Annotated in this window: 21 protein-coding genes; 13 read left to right on the top strand and 8 right to left on the bottom strand. The window is 65.0% G+C overall.

Annotated features, from left to right (window positions below; all coding sequences use genetic code 11):
* Positions 1 to 70: 70 nt before the first annotated feature.
* Positions 71 to 2,365: a catalase/peroxidase HPI gene (gene katG / locus Q9R31_RS18040; RefSeq protein WP_311264084.1), complete on the bottom strand. Its 2,295-nt coding sequence runs from the start codon at positions 2,363 to 2,365 to the stop codon at positions 71 to 73.
* Positions 2,366 to 2,647: 282 nt separating this feature from the next.
* Between katG and Q9R31_RS18035 the strand changes: the two genes are divergently transcribed.
* The gene (locus Q9R31_RS18035; RefSeq protein ID WP_311264083.1) at positions 2,648 to 3,739 is read left to right on the top strand and encodes an SDR family oxidoreductase; all 1,092 of its coding nucleotides are present in this window, start codon (positions 2,648 to 2,650) and stop codon (positions 3,737 to 3,739) included.
* A 39-nt stretch (positions 3,740 to 3,778) separates the two neighbouring features.
* Here the strand turns inward: Q9R31_RS18035 and Q9R31_RS18030 are convergent, their stop codons facing one another.
* On the bottom strand, positions 3,779 to 4,099 hold the full coding sequence (locus Q9R31_RS18030) for an SMR family transporter (RefSeq protein WP_311264082.1): 321 nt from the start codon (positions 4,097 to 4,099) through the stop codon (positions 3,779 to 3,781).
* On the bottom strand, positions 4,096 to 4,452 hold the full coding sequence (locus tag Q9R31_RS18025) for an SMR family transporter (protein ID WP_311264081.1): 357 nt from the start codon (positions 4,450 to 4,452) through the stop codon (positions 4,096 to 4,098). The genes Q9R31_RS18030 and Q9R31_RS18025 overlap by 4 nt, the downstream gene beginning before the upstream one ends.
* 222 nt (positions 4,453 to 4,674) lie before the next feature.
* On the opposite strand from Q9R31_RS18025, the gene Q9R31_RS18020 reads away from it, so the two are divergent.
* The 3 genes from Q9R31_RS18020 to Q9R31_RS18010 all read left to right on the top strand — a co-directional run bounded on the left by Q9R31_RS18020 (position 4,675) and on the right by Q9R31_RS18010 (position 8,896).
* Positions 4,675 to 6,423 (top strand): ABC transporter ATP-binding protein, encoded by a 1,749-nt coding sequence (locus tag Q9R31_RS18020; RefSeq protein WP_311264080.1) that lies wholly within the window; start codon positions 4,675 to 4,677, stop codon positions 6,421 to 6,423.
* Complete coding sequence (locus tag Q9R31_RS18015) at positions 6,420 to 8,447, top strand: ABC transporter ATP-binding protein (protein ID WP_311264079.1); 2,028 nt, start codon at positions 6,420 to 6,422, stop codon at positions 8,445 to 8,447. The genes Q9R31_RS18020 and Q9R31_RS18015 overlap by 4 nt, the downstream gene beginning before the upstream one ends.
* A 140-nt stretch (positions 8,448 to 8,587) precedes the next feature.
* Positions 8,588 to 8,896 (top strand): hypothetical protein, encoded by a 309-nt coding sequence (locus Q9R31_RS18010; protein WP_311264078.1) that lies wholly within the window; start codon positions 8,588 to 8,590, stop codon positions 8,894 to 8,896.
* Positions 8,897 to 8,931: 35 nt separating this feature from the next.
* Here Q9R31_RS18010 and Q9R31_RS18005 read toward each other — a convergent pair whose 3' ends face one another.
* The gene (locus tag Q9R31_RS18005) at positions 8,932 to 9,210 is read right to left on the bottom strand and encodes a YciI family protein (RefSeq protein ID WP_311264077.1); all 279 of its coding nucleotides are present in this window, start codon (positions 9,208 to 9,210) and stop codon (positions 8,932 to 8,934) included.
* Positions 9,211 to 9,271: 61 nt separating this feature from the next.
* Positions 9,272 to 10,375, bottom strand: a complete 1,104-nt coding sequence (locus tag Q9R31_RS18000; protein WP_311264076.1) for a type I restriction endonuclease — start codon at positions 10,373 to 10,375, stop codon at positions 9,272 to 9,274.
* A gap of 529 nt (positions 10,376 to 10,904) precedes the next feature.
* Here Q9R31_RS18000 and Q9R31_RS17995 point away from each other — a divergent pair.
* From Q9R31_RS17995 to Q9R31_RS17980, 4 genes are all read left to right on the top strand, one after another.
* Positions 10,905 to 12,155 (top strand): DUF222 domain-containing protein, encoded by a 1,251-nt coding sequence (locus Q9R31_RS17995; protein ID WP_311264075.1) that lies wholly within the window; start codon positions 10,905 to 10,907, stop codon positions 12,153 to 12,155.
* Between the two features lie 299 nt (positions 12,156 to 12,454).
* Positions 12,455 to 13,321 (top strand): phosphatidylinositol-specific phospholipase C/glycerophosphodiester phosphodiesterase family protein, encoded by an 867-nt coding sequence (locus Q9R31_RS17990; RefSeq protein WP_311264074.1) that lies wholly within the window; start codon positions 12,455 to 12,457, stop codon positions 13,319 to 13,321.
* A 27-nt stretch (positions 13,322 to 13,348) separates the two neighbouring features.
* Complete coding sequence (locus Q9R31_RS17985; RefSeq protein WP_311264073.1) at positions 13,349 to 14,392, top strand: metallophosphoesterase; 1,044 nt, start codon at positions 13,349 to 13,351, stop codon at positions 14,390 to 14,392.
* A gap of 177 nt (positions 14,393 to 14,569) precedes the next feature.
* On the top strand, positions 14,570 to 15,043 hold the full coding sequence (locus Q9R31_RS17980; protein ID WP_311264072.1) for an SRPBCC family protein: 474 nt from the start codon (positions 14,570 to 14,572) through the stop codon (positions 15,041 to 15,043).
* A gap of 111 nt (positions 15,044 to 15,154) precedes the next feature.
* On the opposite strand, the gene Q9R31_RS17975 is transcribed toward Q9R31_RS17980, so the two are convergent.
* The gene (locus Q9R31_RS17975) at positions 15,155 to 16,141 is read right to left on the bottom strand and encodes an aldo/keto reductase (RefSeq protein ID WP_311264071.1); all 987 of its coding nucleotides are present in this window, start codon (positions 16,139 to 16,141) and stop codon (positions 15,155 to 15,157) included.
* A 197-nt stretch (positions 16,142 to 16,338) separates the two neighbouring features.
* On the opposite strand from Q9R31_RS17975, the gene Q9R31_RS17970 reads away from it, so the two are divergent.
* Together Q9R31_RS17970 and Q9R31_RS17965 are read left to right on the top strand one after the other, a co-directional pair.
* Positions 16,339 to 17,289, top strand: a complete 951-nt coding sequence (locus tag Q9R31_RS17970; RefSeq protein WP_311264070.1) for a helix-turn-helix transcriptional regulator — start codon at positions 16,339 to 16,341, stop codon at positions 17,287 to 17,289.
* Complete coding sequence (locus Q9R31_RS17965; RefSeq protein WP_311264069.1) at positions 17,282 to 18,163, top strand: SDR family oxidoreductase; 882 nt, start codon at positions 17,282 to 17,284, stop codon at positions 18,161 to 18,163. The genes Q9R31_RS17970 and Q9R31_RS17965 overlap by 8 nt, the downstream gene beginning before the upstream one ends.
* Before the next feature lie 118 nt (positions 18,164 to 18,281).
* Here the strand turns inward: Q9R31_RS17965 and Q9R31_RS17960 are convergent, their stop codons facing one another.
* Complete coding sequence (locus Q9R31_RS17960) at positions 18,282 to 19,250, bottom strand: aldo/keto reductase (RefSeq protein ID WP_311264068.1); 969 nt, start codon at positions 19,248 to 19,250, stop codon at positions 18,282 to 18,284.
* Between the two features lie 86 nt (positions 19,251 to 19,336).
* Between Q9R31_RS17960 and Q9R31_RS17955 the strand changes: the two genes are divergently transcribed.
* Together Q9R31_RS17955 and Q9R31_RS17950 are read left to right on the top strand one after the other, a co-directional pair.
* Complete coding sequence (locus tag Q9R31_RS17955; RefSeq protein WP_311264067.1) at positions 19,337 to 19,957, top strand: TetR/AcrR family transcriptional regulator; 621 nt, start codon at positions 19,337 to 19,339, stop codon at positions 19,955 to 19,957.
* Positions 19,958 to 20,078: 121 nt separating this feature from the next.
* Positions 20,079 to 21,131, top strand: a complete 1,053-nt coding sequence (locus Q9R31_RS17950; protein ID WP_311264066.1) for an ROK family protein — start codon at positions 20,079 to 20,081, stop codon at positions 21,129 to 21,131.
* Here Q9R31_RS17950 and Q9R31_RS17945 read toward each other — a convergent pair.
* Positions 21,128 to 21,601, bottom strand: a complete 474-nt coding sequence (locus Q9R31_RS17945) for a GNAT family N-acetyltransferase (protein WP_311264065.1) — start codon at positions 21,599 to 21,601, stop codon at positions 21,128 to 21,130. The genes Q9R31_RS17950 and Q9R31_RS17945 overlap by 4 nt on opposite strands.
* 189 nt (positions 21,602 to 21,790) lie before the next feature.
* Between Q9R31_RS17945 and Q9R31_RS17940 the strand changes: the two genes are divergently transcribed.
* On the top strand, positions 21,791 to 22,708 hold the full coding sequence (locus Q9R31_RS17940; RefSeq protein ID WP_311264064.1) for a patatin-like phospholipase family protein: 918 nt from the start codon (positions 21,791 to 21,793) through the stop codon (positions 22,706 to 22,708).
* Positions 22,709 to 22,826 lie beyond the last annotated feature (118 nt).

The raw sequence follows: 22,826 nt of genomic DNA, 5'->3' as shown, positions 1-22,826 counted from the left end.
CACGCTTTAGATGTATCCGGGCCGGCTGCGGCATGCAGCCGGCCCGGATACAGGCCTCAGGTCACCGTGGTCACTTCAGGTCGAAGCGGTCCAGTTCCATGACTTTGGCCCAGGCGGACACGAAGTCGTTGACGAACTTCTCCCGGGCGTCCTCGCTCGCGTAGACCTCCGCGAGGGCGCGCAGCTGCGAGTTGGAGCCGAAGACCAGGTCCACAGGAGTGGCCGTCCACTTCACCTCACCGGTGGCAACGTCGGTGATCTCGTAGACGTTCTCCTCCGACTCGGACGCCTTCCACTTGGTGCCCGGCGAGAGCAGGTTGACGAAGAAATCGTTCGTCAGGACCTGCGGCTTGTCCGTCAGCACACCGTGGCTGGAACCGCCAACGTTGGTGCCCAGGGCGCGCATGCCGCCCACCAGCGCGGTCATCTCCGGTGCGGAGAGGTCCAGCATGTAGGCCTTGTCCAGCAGGAGGGTTTCGGGTGGGAGCTTGATGCCGGGACGCAGGTAGTTGCGGAACCCGTCTGCCCGCGGCTGCAGGTACTGGAAGGATTCGACGTCGGTCTGCTCCTGGGCGGCATCGGTGCGTCCCGGGCGGAACGGCACCCTGACGGGGAAACCGGCATCGGCAGCGGCCTTTTCCACCGCGGCGGCACCGCCGAGGACGATTAGGTCAGCGAGGGAGACCTTCTTGCCGCCCGCCTGCGCGGCGTTGAACTCCTCCTGCACGCGCTCAAGGGCCTGCAGAACGGTGGACAGCTGCCCAGGCTCGCTCGCCTCCCAGCTGCGCTGCGGCTCCAGCCGGATCCGGGCACCGTTGGCACCACCACGCCGGTCCGTCTTGCGGTACGTGGCAGCCGAGGCCCAGGCGGTGCCCGCGAGCTGCGGGATGGTCAGGCCGGAGTCCAGGAGCTTGGCCTTGAGGGAGGCAATGTCCTGTTCGTCGATTAGTTCGTGGTCGACGGCGGGAACGGGATCCTGCCACAGCTGCGCCTCCGGGACCCAGGGGCCCAGCATGTGCGGGCCCACGGGGCCCATGTCGCGGTGCAGCAGCTTGTACCAGGCCTTGGCGAACGCCAGGGCGAACTCGTCCGGGTTCTTCAGGAACCGGCGGCCGATTTCCTCGTAGACGGGGTCGAAGCGCAGCGACAGGTCCGTGGTCAGCATGGTGGGGCGGTGCTTCTTTGCGGGATCGTGGGCGTCCGGAATGATCTCGGGAGCGTCCTTGGCAACCCACTGGTGGGCGCCGGCAGGGCTCTTGACCAGTTCCCACTCGTACTCGAACAGGATCTCCAGGAAGCGGTTGCTCCACTGTGTGGGCTTGTCCGTCCAGGTGACTTCGAGGCCCGACGTGATGGTGTCGCCGCCCTTGCCGCTGCCGTAGGTGCTGAGCCAGCCCAGGCCCTGTGCCTCGAGGTTGGCGGCCTCCGGTTCGGGGCCGACATGCGCGTCGGCGGGACCCGCGCCATGGGTCTTGCCGAACGTGTGGCCGCCCGCGATCAATGCGAACGTCTCTTCGTCGTTCATCGCCATCCGCTTGAACGTCTCGCGGATGAACGCGGCAGCCGCCACCGGGTCCGGGTTGCCCATGGGGCCTTCGGGGTTGACGTAGATCAGGCCCATCTCAGTGGAACCGACGTCTTCGGACATCTGGCCTTCGCCCACGTAGCGCTCGTCGCCGAGCCAGGCGTCCTCAGGGCCCCAGAAGATCTGCTCGGGCTCCCACACGTCCTCGCGGCCAAAGGCGAAACCGAAGGTCTTGAAGCCCATCGATTCCAGGGAAACGTTGCCGGCCAGGACCAGCAGGTCGGCCCAGGAGAGCTTCTGGCCGTACTTCTGCTTGACCGGCCACAGCAGCCGCCGGGCCTTGTCCAGGTTGGCGTTGTCCGGCCAGCTGTTCAGCGGCGCGAACCGCTGGCCGCCGTCGCCCGCTCCACCGCGGCCGTCATGGACGCGGTAGGTGCCGGCCGCATGCCAGCTCATCCGGATCATCAGGCCGCCGTAGTGGCCGAAGTCCGCCGGCCACCAATCCTGGGAAGTGGTCAGTACCTCGGTGATGTCGCGCTTGAGGGCCTCGACGTCGAGCTTCCGGAATTCCTCACGGTAGCTGAACGACGGGTCCAGCGGGTTGCTGGCCTTGCCGTGCGCATGCAGCACGGAAAGGTCCAGCTGGTTGGGCCACCAGTCCTGGTTGGTCCGCGGCCTGTGCCCCTTGGGCTGCGGGGAATCGATCGCCGGGTTTTCACTTTCGCTGCCCTGGGCCGTGGCGCTGCCATGGGCCACCGGGCACCCGCCCTCTGCTTTCTGGTCCAGGCCCTGGGCGCTCCCGGGAGTGGGGACCGGGGGATGCTCTTGGGGATCGGTCATGTGCTTCCTTCCATATGGCCGAGGCCGTGGAGCGGACTCGGGCGGCCGGTTCAACCTTTCCATTTGAACATGGGTTGGAGGCCGGTGGAGGTCCCCTTTGTCCCGAAAATCTGCAGGAACTTGTCCGGGAAAACTGCAGGAATAATAGGAACGCACGCGTCGGGTGCTTCCCCTGCCCGGTCTACCGCTGCGGCAAAACGACTGGTCCTAATATGGGCTGGGAGGGGTCGGCGGTACGCAAGGCCAGTGCAACGGCACCGGGCACCTACCAGAAGGAGCACCATGACCATCGGCGCAGGAACAACAGCGGGCAACGGACGGACGGCCCTCGTCGTCGGAGCCACCGGAATCGCGGGGTCTGCCCTGGTGGATACATTGGTTGGCGAAGGCTGGGCGGTCCTTGCCTTGTCCCGAAGGCCTGGAGCCGAGCGCCCGGGCGTCCGGTGGCTCTCCGCAGACCTGACCTCGGCTTCCTCCCTGGCCGCTGTGCTTGGTCCGGAAAACCCCTCACATGTCTACTTCACCGCATGGTCGCGGCGGGACACCGAGGAAGAGAACATCGCCGTCAATGCCGGCATGGTCCGTGACCTCCTTGCAGCCCTCCAGGGAAAGGGGGTGGCCCATGTTGCCCTGATGACAGGCCTCAAGCACTATCTCGGGCCGTTCGAAGCGTACGCCGCCGGGGAAATGCCGGACACGCCCTTCCATGAGGAGGAGCCGCGGCTTCCGGTGCCGAACTTTTACTACGCGCAGGAGGACGAACTCTGGGCGGCAGCGGCCGGGCAAGGGTTTACATGGTCCGTGCACCGCGCCCACACCGTGATCGGGCACGCGGTTGGCAACGCCATGAACATGGGCCTCACGCTTGCCGCGCAGGCCACGCTCTGCCGGGACAGCGGGGAGCCGTTCGTCTTCCCTGGATCCGAGACACAGTGGAACGGCCTGACCGATATGACCGACGCAGGCCTGCTTGCCGAGCACATGCTCTGGGCCTCCACCACTCCCGCAGCCGGGAATGAGGCTTACAACATCGTCAACGGCGATGTGTTCCGCTGGCGTTGGATGTGGCCAAAACTCGCAGCCTATTTCGGGGTGGAGTGGGAGGGATACCAGGGGGAGCCCCGTCCCCTTCAGCAGTCCATGGCAGGCCGTGAGGACCAGTGGCGGCAGCTTGCCGCGAGTCACAACCTCAGCGAACCGGAACTGGGCCGGGTGGCATCCTGGTGGCACACGGACGGTGACCTCGGGCGCGGCATCGAGGTGGTGACGGACATGGGCAAGAGCCGTGATGCCGGCTTTACGGGGTACCGGCGGACGCTGGACTCCTTCATCGCACTCTTTGACCGCTACCGCGCCGAGAAGGTGATTCCCTGATTTTGGTGCCCGCCGTTGGGGCAGCAGTCAGGCTGGGAGTTAGTGCCCTGCGCCCAGTTCAATGAGCAGGACGCCGCCGATGATGAGTCCGAGCCCGAGCATCATGACGGGGGTGATTGCCTCCTTGAAGAAGACGTGGCTGGCCAGGGCCGTCAGTGCCACGCCGGCTGCGGCCCAGATGCCGTAGGCAACACCAAGGTTCATTCCCTGGTCCAGGGTCAGCGTGAGGAGCGTGAAGGCCAGGACATACCCGACGCCGACCGGGATGTACCAGCGCCGCTTTCCGGTGGAGGCGACCCGCAGGAAGAGAGTGGCGGTGACTTCAGTCAGTATCGCCCCGGCCAGCAGCAGCCACATCATGAGTTGGCCATTTCTTTGGCGGGTTCCTTCGCCGGCTCTTTCTGTGAGCCGAGTTCGACGCACAGCACCCCGCCAATCACCATGGCGACGCCGATCATCATTACCGGGGTCAGTGCTTCGCCGAAGATGAGGGCCGCCAGCAGCACGGTGAGTGTCACGCCCAGCGCAGCCCAGATGCCGTAGGCAACGCCGAGGCCCAGGCCCCTGCGGAGGACTCCGGCGAGGAATGTGAAGGAGGCGGAATAACCCAGAACAACCACGATGAAGAGGGCGGGATTATCAAGGGCCGCCTTCAGCGAGAGGGACGCTGTCACCTCACTCAGGATGGCGCCGGCGAGAAAAATCCACTTCATCTAAACAGTCCTTGAAATTCGTGTCGGGCTGGTTCCCGTCGATGCAACGCCGAGATTGCTGCCGGTGTTCCCGGTTTCCCGCCGCCAAGGTCACAGCTGATGTACGCCCTTGGAGAACTGGGGCGCTTTCCCGTAAAAGGCCCGGTTAAAGCCCAGTTTCCGGACGTACACTGACCTTCGCACCACACGTTTGTGGACACTCCGTCAGGTTGGAGCCCGGCCTTGCTTTGGAAGTTGCTTGTCGAATACCTGCGGCCGCACCGGCCGCTGCTCGCCGCCGTCGTGGTTTTCCAGCTGGCGCAGTCCATCGCGTCGCTGTACCTGCCCACGCTGAACGCGGACATCATTGACCAGGGTGTGGCCAGGGGCGACACCGGTTACATCATGTCCACCGGCAGCTTCATGCTGCTCATCACGCTGGCCCAGATCGTGTGCGCCGTCATCGCCGTGTACTTCGGCGCCAAGGCCGCGATGGGCCTGGGCCGTGACCTGCGCGGCGCCATCTTTGAACGGGTGGGCGAGTTCTCCGAGCAGGAAGTGACCCGCTTCGGCGCCCCGAGCCTAATCACCAGGTCCACCAACGACGTCCAGCAGGTCCAGCAGCTGGTGCTGATGTCCGCCACGCTGATGGTCGCAGCGCCGATGCTCAGCATCGGCGGGGTAATCATGGCCATCCGGCAGGACGCCCAGCTGTCCTGGCTGATCGCCGTGTGCGTCCCGGTGCTGCTGATCGCCGTCGGCCTGATCGTCACGCGCATGGTGCCGCTGTTCCGCAAGATGCAGGCCCGGATCGACACCGTGAACCGCGTCCTGCGCGAGCAGCTCACCGGCATCCGCGTGGTGCGGGCGTTCGTGCGCGAGGACATGGAAACGGCCCGGTTCGCCCGCGCGAATAGCGACGTCACGGATGTTGCCCTGCGCGCCGGTCGCCTGATGGCCCTCATGTTCCCGGTGGTCATGCTGGTCCTGAACGTTTCCAGCGTGGCGGTGATCTGGTTCGGCTCGTTCCGGATCGAGGAGGGCTCCATGCAGGTGGGGACCCTGATCGCGTTCCTGAGCTACCTCATGCAGATTTTGATGTCCGTCATGATGGCCACCTTCATGGCCGTCATGATCCCGCGCGCGTCGGTGTCCGCGGACCGAATCGGTGAGGTGCTGGGCACCAGCTCCAGCGTCCTGCCGCCCGAGAACCCGGTCACCAGTGCGGCCATGGCGGGCAGGCAGCGGCGCGGCGAGCTGGAAATGCGCGACGTAGGATTCGCCTACCCGGGTGCCGACCAGCCCGTCCTGTCCGGAATCAGCTTCACCGCCAAGGCCGGGCAGACGACGGCGATCATCGGCAGCACCGGCTCCGGCAAGACCACCCTGGTGAACCTGATGCCGCGCTTGTTCGACGTCACCTCCGGGGCGGTGCTGATCGACGGAGTGGACATCCGGGACCTGGACCCGGACCTGCTCTGGGGGCACATCGGCCTGGTGCCGCAGCGGCCGTACCTGTTCTCCGGGACCGTGCGGAGCAACCTGCTGTACGGCAACCCGGACGCCACCGAGGACGAGCTGTGGACGGCGCTGGAGATTGCCCAGGCCCGCGACTTCGTGGAACAGATGGAGGAGGGCCTGGATGCGCCCATCTCGCAGGGCGGCACCAACGTCTCCGGCGGGCAACGGCAGCGGCTAGCCATCGCCCGGGCCCTGGTGAAGCGGCCCGAGCTCTACATCTTTGACGATTCGTTCTCGTCCCTGGACACCGGTACGGATGCCCGTCTGCGCCAGGCCCTGAAGCGCAGCACCGCCGGCGCTACGCTGGTGATCATCGCCCAGCGCGTGTCCAGCATCGTGGATGCGGACCGGATTTTGGTGCTCGACGACGGCAGGATCGTCGCACACGGAACGCACCATGAGTTGCTGGAGACGTCGGAGACGTACCGCGAGATTGTCTCGTCCCAGCTGGCAGCGGAGGAGACGGTATGAGCCCGGAACCCACTCGTGAAGCGGGCACCAAGGCCGCGCCCGCGTCCAAAACTGCAAGTGCCGACGTCGTACGCATTCCCCGCCCCGCCGGCGGACCGGGAAGGGGCGGACCCTTTGCCGGGATGAACGTCCCTGCCGAAAAGGCGATGAACTTCAGGGGCTCAGCCAAGCGGCTGCTGGCCACCCTGCGGCCGGAACGTGCGTGGCTGGTCCTGGTGCTGTTCATGGCCGTGGCCGGCGTCGTGCTGCAGGTCATCGGGCCGCGGCTGCTCGGCGAGGGCACCAACCTGATTTTCGCCGGCGTGGTGTCAAAGCAGTTGCCGCCGGGCGTGACGCAGGCTCAGCTGATCGCCCAGCTGCGGTCGGCGGGCGAGAACCAGAAGGCGGACATGCTCAGCGCCATGACGCTGACGCCCGGGATGGGGATCGATTTCGGGGCCCTGGCCAGTGTGCTGACGTGGGCGCTGGTTCTGTATGTGCTGGGGTCGGCGTTCATGTGGGGACAGGCGTATGTGCTGAACGGCGTGGTGCAGCGGACCGTCTACGGGCTGCGCGAGCAGATCGAGGCGAAGATCAACCGGCTGCCGCTGCGGTACTTCGACTCGATCCAGCGCGGCGAGCTGCTCAGCCGGGTGACCAATGATGTGGACAACATTTCGCAGAGCCTGCAGCAGTCCATCAGCCAGGCGGTGACGTCGGTGCTGACGGTGCTGGGCGTGCTGGTGATGATGTTCATCCTGTCGCCCACGCTGGCGCTGATCGCGCTGGTGACCATTCCGTTAACGTTGGGCATCACGGCACTGATCGCCAAACGCTCGCAGAAGCTGTTCGTGCAGCAGTGGAAGAACACGGGTGAACTGAACGGGCAGATCGAGGAGACCTACACCGGGCATGCGCTGGTAAAGGTGTTCGGCCGGCAGCGCGAGGTGGGGGAGCGGTTCCGGCAGAAGAACGTGGAGCTGTATGAGGCGAGTTTTGGCGCGCAGTTCATTTCGGGGCTGATCATGCCGGCCATGACGTTCATCGGGAACCTGGTGTATGTGGGCATCGCTGTGGTGGGCGGCCTGCAGGTGGCGTCCGGCGCGATGCAGCTGGGCGACGTGCAGGCGTTCATCCAGTACTCGCGGCAGTTCACCCAGCCGCTGGCGCAGCTGGGCTCCATGGCCAACCTGCTGCAGTCCGGGGTGGCCTCCGCCGAGCGGGTGTTCGAGCTGCTGGATACGGAGGAGCAGTCGGCTGATCCTGTTGGGGCTTCGTTGCAGAGCCCTGATGGTGCTGCGCGCGGGCGGCTGGTGTTCGAATCCGTGTCTTTCTCGTATTCGCCGGACAAGCCGCTGATTTCTGACCTTTCGTTGGTGGCGGAGCCGGGGCAGACCGTGGCCATTGTCGGGCCGACGGGGGCGGGCAAGACGACGCTGGTGAACCTGATGATGCGGTTCTACGAACTGGACGCGGGGAGGATCACCCTGGACGGCGTGGACATCACCACCATGACCCGGAACGACCTGCGCTCGCGGATGGGCATGGTGCTGCAGGATACGTGGCTGTTCGGCGGGACCATCCGGGACAACATCGCCTATGGCCGGCCTACTGCTTCCTCCGACGAGATCCTGGAGGCGGCAACAGCGACCTACGTGGACCGGTTCGTGAAGTCCCTGCCCGAGGGGTACGACACGGTGCTTGATGACGAGGGCGCCAACGTATCAGCCGGCGAGAAGCAGCTGCTGACCATCGCGCGGGCGTTCCTGGCCCAGCCGTCAGTACTGATCCTGGATGAAGCAACGTCGTCCGTAGACACCCGGACCGAGGTGCTGGTGCAGAAGGCGATGAGCGCTTTGCGGTCCGACCGGACGTCCTTCGTGATCGCGCACCGCCTGTCCACGATCCGCGACGCCGACCTCATCCTGGTGATGGAGAACGGCCAGATCGTGGAGCAGGGCACGCACGCTTCACTGCTGGCTGCCGGCGGGGCTTACGCGCGGCTGTATGAGGCCCAGTTCGCGGCACCGGTGGCGGAGGTTTAGCTGCCTCTTTTAGGGGCCCGGTCTTCTGCGGGGGCGAAGGCAGGCGAGCGGGCTCGACGGCAGGGCAGCGGGCCCTCCGACCCTATCGGCATGGGGCTGAAAGGCCTATCTTTGACCGGAACAGCCGAAGGAAAGGAACGATGATGTTCACCTTGCAGATCAGCTATCCCGTCCGGGATTACGAGGCCTTCAAGAAGATATTCGACAGCGATCCTGCAGGCCGCGCTTCCTCCGGCGCCAGGGCTGTCCGCCTGTTCCGGGACACCGAGGACCAGAACAGCGTGGCCGTGCTCCTTGACTTCGACACCAAGGATGCTGCGGACGGCTTCCTGAAAGTGCTCCGCCGCGAGGTGTGGGACAAGCCGGAGGTGATAGGGCAACTGATGACGGCAGCGCCTTCAGCCAGGATCCTGGAGGAGACGGCCCGCGAGGGCCAGGGCGTGGGCTGACCGCAGAACTTCCGGCCGGCGCGCCGTCCTCCGCTCTACTCGAACCGAACGACGTTCCACTCCAGGACGCGGGGGTCGGCAAGTCCTTCGGTGACGAAGGGATCCTGGGCGATGAAGCGCTCGGCATCCTCACGTGAGGAAAAGATCCCCATCGAGCTGCCTGCCGGATCCGGTTTCTGGAACGGGCCGAGTGCGATCAGGCCGCCGCCGGCAGCACGGAAGGCTTCGTAATAGGCCTTATGGCGGGGGAAGACCTCAAGGAGCCTCGCACGCTCCGTGCCCTCACGCAGGCTGTACAACACCACGAATTCCATGGTCGGGATCCTACCCGCAGCGATCAGCAACACGGGGAGTAGTTCAATCGAACGCCTCAACCTATGATTGCGGCTGGAGGTAGCTCTTCACCGTCGAGCGCAGTGCTTCTGTGTGCTCGTAGATCTCCTCAAGTGAATTTATTGGCACTCGCGTTTCTTCCCGGTTGTCGTCGAAGATGCCAATGTATTTCTGGGTTCGGTTGAAGTGCAGGCGCGCGATGGGCTTGCGGTTGTTGTCATCGAGGAGCACCGCGAAATAGGACTTTGCGTCGCGCTGCGCTACGCGGGCTGGTTTTACCTCGCTGCAGACGATGGCGCGCACAATCTGGTAGCCCTCAATCTCCTCAAGGGTTGTCTCCAAGCCATCAGCCTCGGCAAGATCCGCTTCTGCTACAGGAGCGCTAGTGACGGCGGTGGGCACTGCCGTGTCCTCGGTTTGCGGGAATCCAGGATTGCCCAGGGCCTTCTTGAGCCGCTCGTTCACTTGGTCATTGAGGAATTGCTTGGTGGCCTTCCCAACCAGGGTGGTGAACTGCTCGCGCACCTTCTGCGTGTACGGCCCGGTATAGACCCTGGCTGTGAGGAACTTGACCCATTCATCTTCAGGCTCTTTGAACTGGGCAGCGAGGGTTCGCTTCAGCTCGCCGATGTATTTCAGTTCGCCGGCTGCGCTGATGATCGAGTCGAGGTCGAAAACGTCCTTGGACAGTTTCTGCAGCTCCGGAATGAGGGACTGGTCGATGTCGTTCAAATCCAACACAAGGAAAGGTTTGGCATCCATACGGTTTGGTGCGTCGAGGTCTGTGAAGAACTGGTAAACCTCGCCGTTAGTAAGGATGGCGATCCGCGCGTTTGTGACGGCAAAGTAGCGGAAGAGCTGTGATGCATGCTCGATCTTCACGGGCTCCGTGGACTTCTTGCACTCAATCAGGATCTGCACCTCGCCGTCCTTGACGATGGCGTAGTCGATCTTCTCACCCTTCTTGAGCCCCACGTCGGCAATGAACTCTGGGACAACCTCCAGAGGGTTGAATACGTCGTAGCCGAGAATCGTTGAAATGAACGGCATTACGAAGGCATTCTTGGTTGCCTCTTCTGTCTGGATCACACCCCGCTGCTGACGCACCTTTGCCGCCAAAGCTGAAAGCTTTTCCGCGAATTCCATGTCGTACCCCCAGTAAGTTTCCTATAGCCGGACACCACCATGTGCCCCACAACAGTTTCAAGCTGCTGCAGCAAAACTTACATCCGAGGAGCGACATTTACACGCACCCGGCTGATGGTTGCAGTCATGTTGCACGCATCAGCGCCAGAACCCCAGCGCGATACCGACCAGGACCAGCGCCAGCAGGATGCCATATCCCAGCACGATGGATAGGCTGAGCCACTTCGCAGCCATCGTCGCCGTGCCAATGCCCAGTACCGTCAGGACGGACAACGAGACAACGAGCCACAGCTGAAATCAAAATGTCGGACCCTCCTGTCACACTTTGTTTTATGGAGACCGGAGCGGTTGTGGATGCAGAAGTCAGGGCCATTTTGGCCGCTGCCGTCGCGCCCATGGCTGGGCTGGTGGAAGAGCTTGCAGCGGCTGTGGGGGTTTGTTCTCCGGAAGCCCCAGACGGAGTCGGCCCCTCCACTGATCATGATCCGCTTGGCGACCTTGCTGATTCATGCCTGGACGGCTGGGTATTATGGCGCGGATCGAAGCAGTTGCAGCGGCGGCAAAAGTCCGGCTGCTGGCTACATATGCAGAGGCAACGGCCGCGATGGAAGCACCGGCAGAAAGCCCGTATGAGTCGTCGGCGCGTGAGATGAGCCTGATTGCGGAAGTCGCCTGCGTTCTCACCATCGGGGAACGTGCCGCAGCCGCGCTGCTGGGCGAGGCGCATGCGCTGACCACGTCTCTGCCGCCAGTACTGGATGCGTTGCTGGCAGGAAAGATTTCGTGGCAGCATGCCCGGATCATCGTCGATGAAACCAGCGGTCTCGGCGCTGCCCCTGCCGCTGCACTCGCGGCGCACTTCCTGGATCCGGAGGCGCCGAACCCGGCCAGGGGCGCCGCGGCGGGGGAGTTGGCCCCAGCCCGCTTCCGGCGGAAGGTGCGTGTCTGGCGGGAACGCCACCATCCCGAATCCCTCGAAATCAGGCACGCGAAGTCCGTGGAAGACCGACGGATGGAATACTCCCCGGACCGCAACGGGATGGCGTGGGTTTCGCTGTATATGCCTGCAGACAAGGCCTGCGCCATTTGGAACAAGGCCACTGCCCTGGCCCGTGGCCTGCAGGGACCGGACGAACCGAGGACCCTCACCCAAATCAAGGTCGACGAGGCCGTCCGATTGTTGCTGGGCACGCCAGGGAAGAATGCCGGGGCCGGACCATCCCTCAAAGCGGACGTCCTGGTCACCGTGCCGGTCCTCTCCCTCTTTGGCGCCACGGACGAACCCGCAGATCTTGACAACTACGGACCCATCCCGGCATCGATGGCACGCAAACTCGTTTCGGAGGGCGCAGGTTCCTTCTACCGGGTGCTGGTGGACCCGCGGGACGGGGCGCCGCTGGAACTCGGCCGGTCCAGCTACCGCCTTCCGGAATCACTGAAGCGGTGGCTGCGGATGCGCGATGGAAAGTGCACATTTCCCGGCTGCAGCAATTCCAGCCAAGACAATGAAGCAGACCATCTCACTGCCTGGGAGCACGGAGGCGCCACGGGGATCAGCAACCTGGGTCAGTTGTGTCCCAAGCATCATCGGCTTAAGCATCGAACCCGCTGGAGGCCGGGCCCCGCAGCCACGAATGAGCCGCCTGGCTGGGTGTCGCCCTCGGGCCGAAAATACAACGCCGAACGAGCTGACCGGGAACCAACGCTCTGGCCTCCGGGTTGCCTCCCGGACGGAAGCAGCCCGCTGGAGACACTCATCGTTGACTATCTCGTTGCCTAGCAGTCGTCCGACTTTGCCCGGGTGCAGCAAGACGCTGCTTCCCGGGGCAGCGTAAGTGGGCAGGCTCCGCGTTTCCGCTGCCGCGCGCGCCCTGTCAGCGCGGCCGTGACATAACGCCGTGACATAACCGGGACTAAGCACGGCCGCTGATAATCCGGGCACATTGTCCCTCGCAGTTCACCCGCCAGCAACCCGCCGGTACCGAACCGTTCCCCCGCGCCCAGCAGTCTTTTCACGCACCCTCCTGCCCGGCACACCCCAAGCCCGGGCGGATATCCCCGAGGTACCAGGAGTACTCCGTGTTCGTGAAAAGCACTCTCGCAGCCGTCGCCGTCCTCGCTACCCTGGCCGGAACTGCCGTAGCCCCCGCCCAGGCAGACGCGGAGGCACCCAAGCCGGCTCCCGTCGTCGTCGGCCAGCCCCTTGCCGGGACGCACGCCCACAATGACTACGAGCATGACCGCCCCTTGTATGACGCACTGGAGCACGGCTTCACCAGCGTTGAGGCGGATGTGTGGCTGGTGGACGGCGAGCTGCGGGTGGCCCATGACCTGGCCGACGCCAAACAGGGCGTGACGCTCGAAAGCCTCTACCTGGACCCGCTCCAGGACCTGGTCCGCAGCCAGCCCGGCCACAGCGTCTACCCGAAGTGGGACGGCAGCCTGCAGCTCCTGATCGACATCAAGAGCGAAGGCGAGGCCACCTACGCGGCCATCGAGCAGGAACTGTCCGAACACCGCGACATCATGAGCCGCTACACCAACGGCAACACCAAAACCGGACCGGTCACCGCCGTCATCAGCGGCAACCGCCCGCTGGCCACCATGCAGGCACAGACCCAGCGCTTCAGTTTCTACGACGGCCGCTCCACCGACCTCGCCTCCGGCCTGCCCGCGGCCCTCATGCCGCTGGTCAGCGACAACTGGACCAAGCTCTTCACCTGGCAGGGTGTCGGCCCCATGCCCGAGGCTGAACGCACCAGGCTGCGCGCCTTCGTGGCCACGGCCCACGCCAACGGTTACCGCGTCCGCTTCTGGGCCACACCGGACCAGCCCGGCGCCACCCGGGACGCCGTCTGGACCGAGCTCGCCGACGCGGGCGTGGACCACATCAACACCGACGACCTCGCCGGCCTCCAGCAGTTCCTCACCGCCCGCAGCGCCTAAGCCCCCACGAGAAACAGGACCATCCCCATGCCTTCAAAGACGTTGAAAACCGCGACGGCGGCGCTCGCCCTGGCGCTCGGCCTCCTTGCGGCCCAACCCGCCCAGGCAGCCGACGGCACGAGCGACAGCAACCAGGCCTTCACCTTCGCCGCCATCGGCGACATCCCGTACGGCGCAACCGAGATTGCGAAATTCCCGTCCCGCATCCAGGACCTCAACGCCGACAAGGACCTGAAGTTTGTAGCACACGTGGGCGATATCAAGAACGGCTCCTCCGTCTGCTCGGACGACTACTTCTCCTACATCCGCACCCAGTTCGACACCTTCACCCATCCGCTGGTCTACACGCCCGGCGACAACGAGTGGGTGGACTGCCACCGGACCAACAATGGCGCGTACAACCCGCTGGAGCGCCTGGACAAGTTGCGGGAAATCTTCTTCAACGAGCCCGGCAAAACGCTGGGCGCCACCATGCCCGTCAAAACCCAGGAGAACCTGGGCCTCCCCGAGGACGTCCGCTTCACGAAGAACCGCGTGGCCTTCTCCGTCCTGAACGTCCAGGGCAGCAACAACTCCCTTCTGCCCTGGACCGGCCTGGGCAGGACAGCACCCACGCCGGAGCAGCTCGCCGAGGTGGAGCACCGGACGGACGCCGTCATCGCCCAGATCCACCAGACCTTCGCCGACGCCAGGCGCAGCAATGACCGGGCCGTGGTGCTCATGCAACAGGCCGACATGTTCGATCCGTCGCTGCTCGCCAGCGCCACAGCCGACCCGGGCACTGTGTCCGGCTTCCGCGGGATCGTGCAGGCGATCGTTGACGAAACCAACCACCTCGATGCTCCCGTCTACCTGGTCAACGGTGACAGCCACGTCTTCGCCGAGAACCAGCCACTCGCCGCAAGCTCGCCCTGGCTGGACATCTACGGCTCGCCGGCCGCTGACAACCTTCAGCGCATCACCGTGGACGGCGCCAGCAATGCCGTGGATTACGTCCGGTTCACAGTGGCTGGCAACAGCGCCACGGGCGCCGATGTCCTGAGCTGGGAAAAGGTCCCCTTCAGCGGGTAGCCACCCAACGGAAGCGGACGACGGCGGGTGCCCACCCGCCGTCGTCCGCTTCCTTTGCGGAGGTCTGGACCGTGGCCGCGGCCGGATTTATGGTGAAAAGGTGGCGGCTGCCTGACTGGCAGGATGGCAAGCTCTGCCGGCCCGCTGTTGCAGCCGTCCGTCTTGAGGAGGCAGCAGATGGAACACGTTGAAGAGACAGTCGACGTCGCAGTGCCGGTGCGCACCGCGTACAACCAGTGGACCCAGTTCGAGTCCTTTCCGCAGTTCATGTCGGGTGTGGAATCCGTAACCCAGCTCACCGACACCACCAACCACTGGGTCACCAAAGTGGGTGGAGTCCAGCGCGAATTCGATACTGAAATAGTCGACCAGGAACCGGACGACCGCATCGCCTGGCGCAGCACCGACGGAAAGTCCCACGCGGGAATCATCAGGTTTACACCGCTGGACGCCAACCACACAAAGGTCAAAGTCCATTTCGAGTGGGCGCCGGAAACCGTCACCGAAAAGGCAGGCGCGGTACTGAAGATCGACGAGATGCAGGTAAAGGCCGACATGCGGAAGTTCAAGGACTTCATCGAATCGCGCGGTGCCGAAACCGGCGGCTGGCGCGGCGAAGTCAAGGACAGCGGCCCCACCGGGCAGTTCTAGCAGTGCCCGTGCGCCCGGCCGGGGAAGCGGCGCATCAGCAACAAAAAGCGGACGACGGCGGGAGGTTCCCGCCGTCGTTCCCCTTCGGTTTGAGGATTAGAAAGTCAGGCGTCAGCGCCCCACGAGGCCCATGTGCACATCGTTGTAGCGGTTTCCCTGCACCCCAATCCGGCCGGCGACAGCGTTGAGGTCAGCGACCTCGTCGGCGGACAGGGCAACGGCGGTGGCGCCTGCGTTTTCCTCGAGGCGCTCACGGCGGCGGGTCCCGGGGATCGGCACAATCCATGGCTGCTGCGCCAGGAGCCAGGCCAGCGCAATCTGCCCAGGCGTGGCGTTCTTGGCGGCCGCAAGTCCGGCCACGTGATCCACCAAGGCCTGGTTGGCCGCGCGGTTCTCCGGCGTGAAACGCGGAATGCTGCCGCGCACGTCACCCTCGGAGAACTGTGTGGCCGTATCCACGGTTCCGGTGAGGAAGCCCTTGCCGAGCGGGCTGAAGGGAACAAAACCGATCCCCAGTTCCGCAAGCGTGGGCAGCACTTCCGGCTCCGGATCACGCGTCCACAGGGAATACTCGCTCTGCACCGCTGTCACCGGATAAACGGCGTGGGCCGCCCGGATGGTAGCAGCCGAGGCCTCGGACAGGCCGAAGTGGCGGACTTTTCCGGCCTTAACAAGCTCGCCCACGGCGCCGGCCACCTCTTCGATGGGCACATTGGGGTCCACACGGTGCTGGTAAAAGAGGTCGAGCGTGTCCACGCGAAGCCGTCTCAGAGATTCCTCCGCGACGCGCTTGATCCGTTCGGGTGAACTGTCCAGCCCCACGGATTTGCCGTCCTCGATCCTCCACCCGAACTTCGTGGCAATGACCACCTCATCCCTGACCGGCGCCAGTGCTTCGCCGATTAGTTCCTCATTGACGAAGGGGCCGTACACCTCGGCCGTGTCAAAGAAGTTGATCCCCATCCCTGCCGCATCCCGCAGCACCCCGATCATGGCCTGGCGGTCCCCAGGGTTGGGGCCGTAGCTCTGCGACATACCCATGCAGCCAAGCCCAATCGCCGAAACCTGCAGACCCTGCCCAAGTGTCCGTGTATGCATGATGTCTCCCTTGTCCATGGCGGTCATACCTGCCGGCACCCGGTGCCCCGCCTTAACCCAGTCAACGCCTTCCCGGGCGCGTAGGGGAGTCCCTGCTGAAACGGGTTCCGGCAGGGCCACCCTTGCATGCTGCCTTCCCGAGCTGGTTGGGGGTGTCTGACGGACACTGCCACCGGCCGGTCAGGCTGCGTAGCGTGATGGGTGTGGACAGAAAAGACGACATCCGTGAGTTCCTGATCTCGCGCCGCGCGAAGATCAGCCCCGACCGGGCCGGAATCCACAGCTACGGGGAACTGCGCCGGGTGCCAGGGCTCCGGCGTGAGGAAGTGGCTCAGCTCGCGGGGGTGAGCACCGACTACTACACCCGGCTGGAACGCGGCAGCCTCCGCGGTGTCTCAGACTCAGTGCTGGAAGCGGTTGCCGCTGCCCTTCAGCTGGACGAGGCCGAACGTGCGCACCTGATGGACCTGGCCCGGACGGCCAATGCGCCTAAGCGCCGGACGTCAGGGAGGCCGCCGCAGCAGCGGGTCCGTTCCGGGGTGCTGCGCCTGCTGGACGGAATGACCGGGGTGGCAGCCCTGGTACAGAACGGCCGCTCCGACGTGCTCGCCGCCAACCTCTTGGGCAGGGCCCTGTACTCCAACGTGTTCAGCTCCGATGAGTCGTTCGGCCCGGACCTTCCGGGCCGGCTGCCGAACCAGGCGCGCTACCTCTTCCTCGACCAGGGAGCCGGAGACCTGTATCCCGACTGGAACGCGGTGGCCGCCACCACGGTGGCCATGCTGCGCTCGGAATCGGGCCGAAGCCCGCACGACCGTGCGCTCAACGAACTGATCGGGGAGCTCACCACCCGCAGCGGACAGTTCGCCGCACTCTGGGCCGGCCACGACGTCCGGATCCACACCACCGGCACCAAGCGATTCCATCACCCGGTGGCCGGAGACCTGTCCCTGCAGTTCGAGACGCTGCACCTGCCCGGAGACCAAGGACAGACCCTGTTCACCTTCACCGCAGAGCCGGGCTCGGCCTCGGAAACCGGGCTTGCGTTCCTCGCCAGCTGGGCATCACCACCATCGTCCATCCCGGCCCGCGCCAGCGCGCAGGCAGAAACACCCATCACAGGAAAGACAGAACAACCCCATGACTGAACAGACCCTTCCCACATCTCCAACAACCAGCAGGACCGGCCGGAAGGTCTGGTTCATCACCGGCGCCGGCCGCGGTCTGGGCACCGACATCGCCAAGGCTGCCCTTGCGGCCGGGCACGCCGTCGTCGCCACCGGCCGCAACCCCGAAAAGGTGGCGCAGGCCGTCGGCGGCCACGAGGATTTCCTCGCCGTCAAGCTCGACGTCACAGATCCCGCCGACGCGACGGCCGCCGTCCAGGCGGCAGTGGACCGGTTCGGCGGAATCGACGTGCTGGTCAACAACGCCGGCAACTTCTACGCCGGGTTCTTCGAGGAAATCACCCCACAGGACTTCCGGACCCAGATCGAAACCACCATGTTCGGGCCCATGAATGTCACCCGCGCAGCCCTGCCGGTCCTGCGGGCCCAGCGCTCCGGCTTGCTGCTCACCATCTCCTCCACGGCGGGCATCGCAGGCGGAGAATTCCTTACCGCCTATGCCGCCTCCAAATTCGGGCTCGAGGGCTGGGCCGAGTCCCTGGCCCCCGAGATCGCGCCGTTCGGCATCCGCACCATGATCGTTGAACCGGGTTTCTTCCGCACCGAACTGCTCACCCCGGACTCCACCAGCTACGCAGACTCCACGATCGAGGACTACACAGAACGCACGGAGCAGACCGTCAAAGCGTGGAAGAGCATGGACGGCCAGCAGTGGGGAGACCCGGCTAAACTGGCCGACGCGCTGATCCACCTTGCCGGGCTGAGCGAACCGCCGCTGCGCTTCGCTGCCGGTGCCGACGCCGTCGACACCTTCGAGGCCCGGGCCAAGCTGCTTCAGGACCAGGCCGGCGCCCAGCGGGACCTCTCCAGCAACCTCGCCTTCGCCGAGGCCTGACAAACAGAAGCGGACGACGGCGGACGCCCAGCCGCCGTCGTCCGCGTTCCCTGGGTGCCGAGCACCTGGGGCAGCCAACCAACTGGGAGGGAGGTCAGCGTGCCGCCAAAACGCGTCATCAGGGGGCACTTGTCAGCGCGGTGAGGGCGCTCAGCTGGTCCACATGCAGATCGATGTCTGCGGCGGAAGCGTTGGCGCGGAGTTCGCCGGTGTTTTCCGCGCCGACGATGGCGGAGGCGACGCCGGGTCGGGACAGCAGCCACGCCAGCGAAGCCTGGTAGGGCTCGAGCCCCCATTCCCGGCTAAGCCGGTCGACTTCCCGGGCGATGGCGATTTCCTGCGGGGGGAATCCGGGTCCGGCGAAACGCTGGTCACCCGCGATGCTCCGCTCGAGGACGCGAAGATCAGCAAGCAAGCCTCCATGCAAGGGCGCGTAGGGGACGATGGACAAGCCAAAGTGTTCGCAGGCGGGCACCAGTTCACGTTCGGCTGCGCGATCAATGAGGTTGTACTTCACCTGGGCGGCGACAGGTGCGTGGTGCCGGCGGTCCTCGGCAATCCACAGTGCGTGCGTGACCTGCCAAGCGGGATGGTTGGATAAACCGACGTAGCGGATCTTGCCTTCCCGGATCAGATCGTCATAAACGCCAAGGGTTTGTTCCAGTGCCGTGTCCGGGTCCGGGTGGTGTGCGTAGTAAAGGTCGATGTAGTCCGTGCCCAGGCGGCGGAGGCTGGCCTCTACTTGTCGGATGATGTGGCGGCGGGACAAGCCGCGGTCGTTGACGCCGGGTCCGGCGGGGCCGCTTGATTTGGTGGCAATCACCACGTCGTCCCGGCGGCGCCGCAGTGCGCGGCCGAGGATTAGTTCGGCAGGTTCACGGTCGGCAGCGGGCGGGGCGCCAGGGCGATCGAAGACGGGAGTGTTGCCGTACACATCTGCGGTGTCAATGAAGTTGATACCAATTTCGAGCGCTGCCCCGACAATACGGTCCGCTTCTTCAGGGGCGGGGGCCACGCCAAACGTGGCAGTACCAAGGCAAATGCGGGAAACCTTAACGCCAGTCCTGCCAAGGGTTGAGTACCGCATCTGCAGCTTCCTTCATATCTGGATGGGTTATGGACTTGAACACTAACCGAGTGGTAGGTTTTCGTCAACGTTCCGAGGGAAGGAGGATGGCGGTGTGCGCTAACGTCGCGTCTCCCGCGCGCGGCCCCTATAAGACGGGTGTCCGGCGGAGGGAACAGATCGTCCAAGCTGCGATGGCAATTTTTGGAGAGCGCGGCTTTGCGGGCGGGTCCATCCGCACCATTGCCGAGAGCGTCGGGGTCTCGCATGCCACGCTGCTCCAACACTTTGGAAGCAAGGAAGGCCTCTTGACGGCGGTCCTGGAGGAATGGGACCGGCAAACCGTTGAAACCGGGCTGACCGACGTCTCAGGGCTGGACTATTTTCGGCGCCTGCCACAGGTCATGGGCGGGCACCTGGCCAACCGCGGCCTTCTTGAGCTGTTCATCACCATGGCGGCGGAGGCGTCCGGGCCTGGCCATCCAGCCCACGACTTCATCCAGCGCCGCTACAGGCGCAACCTTGCCACCCTGGCCGGCCACTTGCAGGAGGCTGTCGATGCCGGCGACGCAGCACCTTTGACCACAGCCCAAATCAATGTCGAAGTCATCATCGTTACCGCCGTCCTGGACGGGATCGGCCTGCAATGGCTGCACGACCCCTCCACCGATATGGTCCACAGCGTGGCCACCTTCATTGACCGCACGATCGCTGAATGGGGTCGTTAATCCTTTGCGCGGGGGAGACCTCTTTTAGCTTCTGCGGGAAGGGACGCCGCGCACCCGCTCTGAGCTGGCCACGAGGACCGGCCTGGCCCGGTCCACGGTCGCCTCACATATTGATGCGCTGATGCTCTCTGGGCTGGTGAGGCCGGCGGGGGATGCTTCGTCAACCGGCGGCCGGCCCCCCGCACGGGTAGCGTTCAATCCTGACGCCCGCATCATCCTGGCCGTCCATGTGGGAAGCACGCGGGTGCTCGTTGCCGTCACAGACCTCAAGGGCAAGGTGCTCAGCGAGCGTTCCCTCCCGCTGAAGGCGGCCGATGGTCCCGCGGCTGTCCTTGGCCAGGCGGTGGAGCAGGTCCCAGAGCTACTCGCCACCGCTTCCCGCAGGCTGAGCGAACTCGCAGGTGTGGGCATTGCCTTGCCCGGTCCTGTGGAACGCGGTACAGGCCGGCCGCTCAAGGCAAACATCTTGCCTGGGTGGGAGGGCTTTGACATCGCCGGTTATCTGCAGCAGTACCTGCCTGTGCCGGTGCTGGTGGACAACGACGTGAACATGATGGCTCTCGCGGAGCGAAACCGGCACTGGACGGAGCACGAAAACTTCTTCTTCTTGAACATTGCGGAAGACATCCGCTCCGCGGTCATCAGCGGCGGGCAGTTGCAGCACGGGGCCAATGGCATGGCAGGCGACCTTGGACACGTTCAGGTTGCCCCCACCTCGGACGTGCTGTGCACTTGCGGCAATTATGGATGCCTCCAGGCGCTCTCATCAGGGCCCGGCATCGTCCGCCGCCTCCGCAACGAGGGGCTGGATGCCAGCGGAGCCGCCGACCTGTTGGACCTCGCGGTTGCCGGCAATCCACAAACCCTCCAGGCCATTCGCCAAGCTGGGCGGGATATCGGAGGCGTACTGGCAACGGCCGTAAACCTGCTCAACCCCTCCGCAATAGTGGTGGGAGGCAGCATTGGAGAGCTCGGCGAACAATTGGTGGCAGGTATTCGCGAAGTGATCTACCAGCGATGCCCTCCGCTGGCGACGTCCCAACTTCGCATCGGCACCGCCATTGCAGGCGCCCACGCCGCTGTATACGGGGCAAGCCAGATGGTTGCCCAGCATGTCCTCTCACCTGATGCCGTAGAGGCGACCCTGGCCGCCAACACCACGCGCGGCCGCTAAAGACCGAGTTCCATGAAAACGCTGTTGGGGTCCAGGACGTAGTCGGCAAACGGCGGGCACTCGGTGAAACCGTGCCGGGCGTAGAGACGGCGTGCGGGAGCGAAGTAGTCCTCGGTCCCCGTCTCCAGGTAGAGGTGCTCAAGATTCCGGGCCCGGGCGTCCTCGACGATATGCCGGAGCATGAGGGTGGCCACGCCCCGTCCCCGTGCCGTTGCCGCGGTGCGCATGGATTTGATCTCGCCGCGCCTTGCAGGGCCGGTGGGTGAGGCCAGGAGCTTGAGCGCCCCGCACCCCAGCAAGTTGCCATCTTCGCGGGCAGTCCAGAACGTGATGGACGGGGCGGAAAGCGCCGAGTGATCCAGGGCGTGAACGCTCTCGGCCGGCGAGGTGGCGAACATGTCCGCCAGATGCTCCCTGAGGAGGCGGTGGACGTCGTCGCGTGTGGGGCTGTCCCGGTCTATGGAAATCATCGGCTCAAATTTACCTGTTGCGCAGCACTTCACGGCTGTGCCATGATTCCCGTGATCGTGACCCGACCGCAGGAGGTGAGACCCATGAATGCTGTATCCGCAATGGGTGCTCCCCGCAGTCCACGATCGCGCGGCTGAACCAGCCGCCACCGGGAGCGCCAAACAGGCAATTCGCGAAAGGCGACTCCCATGAACTCAACACCTTCTTCAACTCCGCACGCCACCCCGACGGCGGCCTCCGGACGGGCACTGGTCCTCGGCGGCGGCGGCTCAACAGGCAACGCCTGGCTGATCGGCGTCCTCGCCGGGCTGGCCGATGCCGGCCTGGACGTAACCGTCGCTGATGTGGTCATCGGCACCTCGGCCGGGTCCACAGCCGCCGCCCAGATCGCCGGCGCCGTGCCCACCGACCTCTATGCAGCCGTCCTGGACACGCCCCCGCACCGGGCTGCTCCGCCAGGACCCGGCAGCGGACCCGCTCCTGCCAGGCCCGTGTCTGACCAGCTGGAACGGACCGGCAGGATCATCGCCTCCGCTGAAGACGCGGCGGACATGCGCCGCAGGATGGGTGCCCTGGCCCTGGACCTGGCTGCCGCGCATGACGCGACCGGGCGGTGGCGCGAGACCGTGGCCGCGCGGCTGCCAAACCGGGACTGGCCGCACCACAAACTGCTCATCACTGCGGTCGACGCCCACACCGGCAAACCGGCCGTGTTCGACCGCAACAGCGGCATCGACCTGGTGGACGCCGTCGCTGCCAGTTGCGCAAGCGGGTTCGCCTACGGGATCGGGGACAGGCGCTATATCGACGGCGGCTACCGGCGCAATGAGAACGCCGACCTTGCCGCGGGGTGCGGACACGTCCTTGTGCTCTCGCCCTTCGGGGGCAGGACACGGATGCCCCTGGAGTGGGGCATGCAGCTTGCCGCGCAGGTGGAGGAGTTGCGGGAAGGAGGGAGCAGGGTGGAAACAATCTTCCCGGACGGCGGCGCCGAGCACATGTTCGGCGCCAACGCCATGGACTTTTCACTGCGCCCGGCAGCCGCCAGGGCGGGGTACGGCCAAGGCGGAGTGTTGGCCCATCGACTCACGAAATTTTGGTACTGACGCCGGGTGTTTTTCCAGGCAAACTTCGCATCCCACCCGCATGCCGAAAGCCAGCAGGCCGGGGTGGGATAGCGGGACTTTGGAGGGCTGGCCAAAAAAATAAAAGGGCGTAGCGTTG

Source organism: Pseudarthrobacter sp. BRE9 (assembly GCF_031844305.1).
GTDB lineage: Bacteria > Actinomycetota > Actinomycetes > Actinomycetales > Micrococcaceae > Arthrobacter.
The sequence above is the reverse complement of the archived record's forward strand: the minus strand, read 5'-3'. Positions and strand labels throughout refer to the sequence as shown.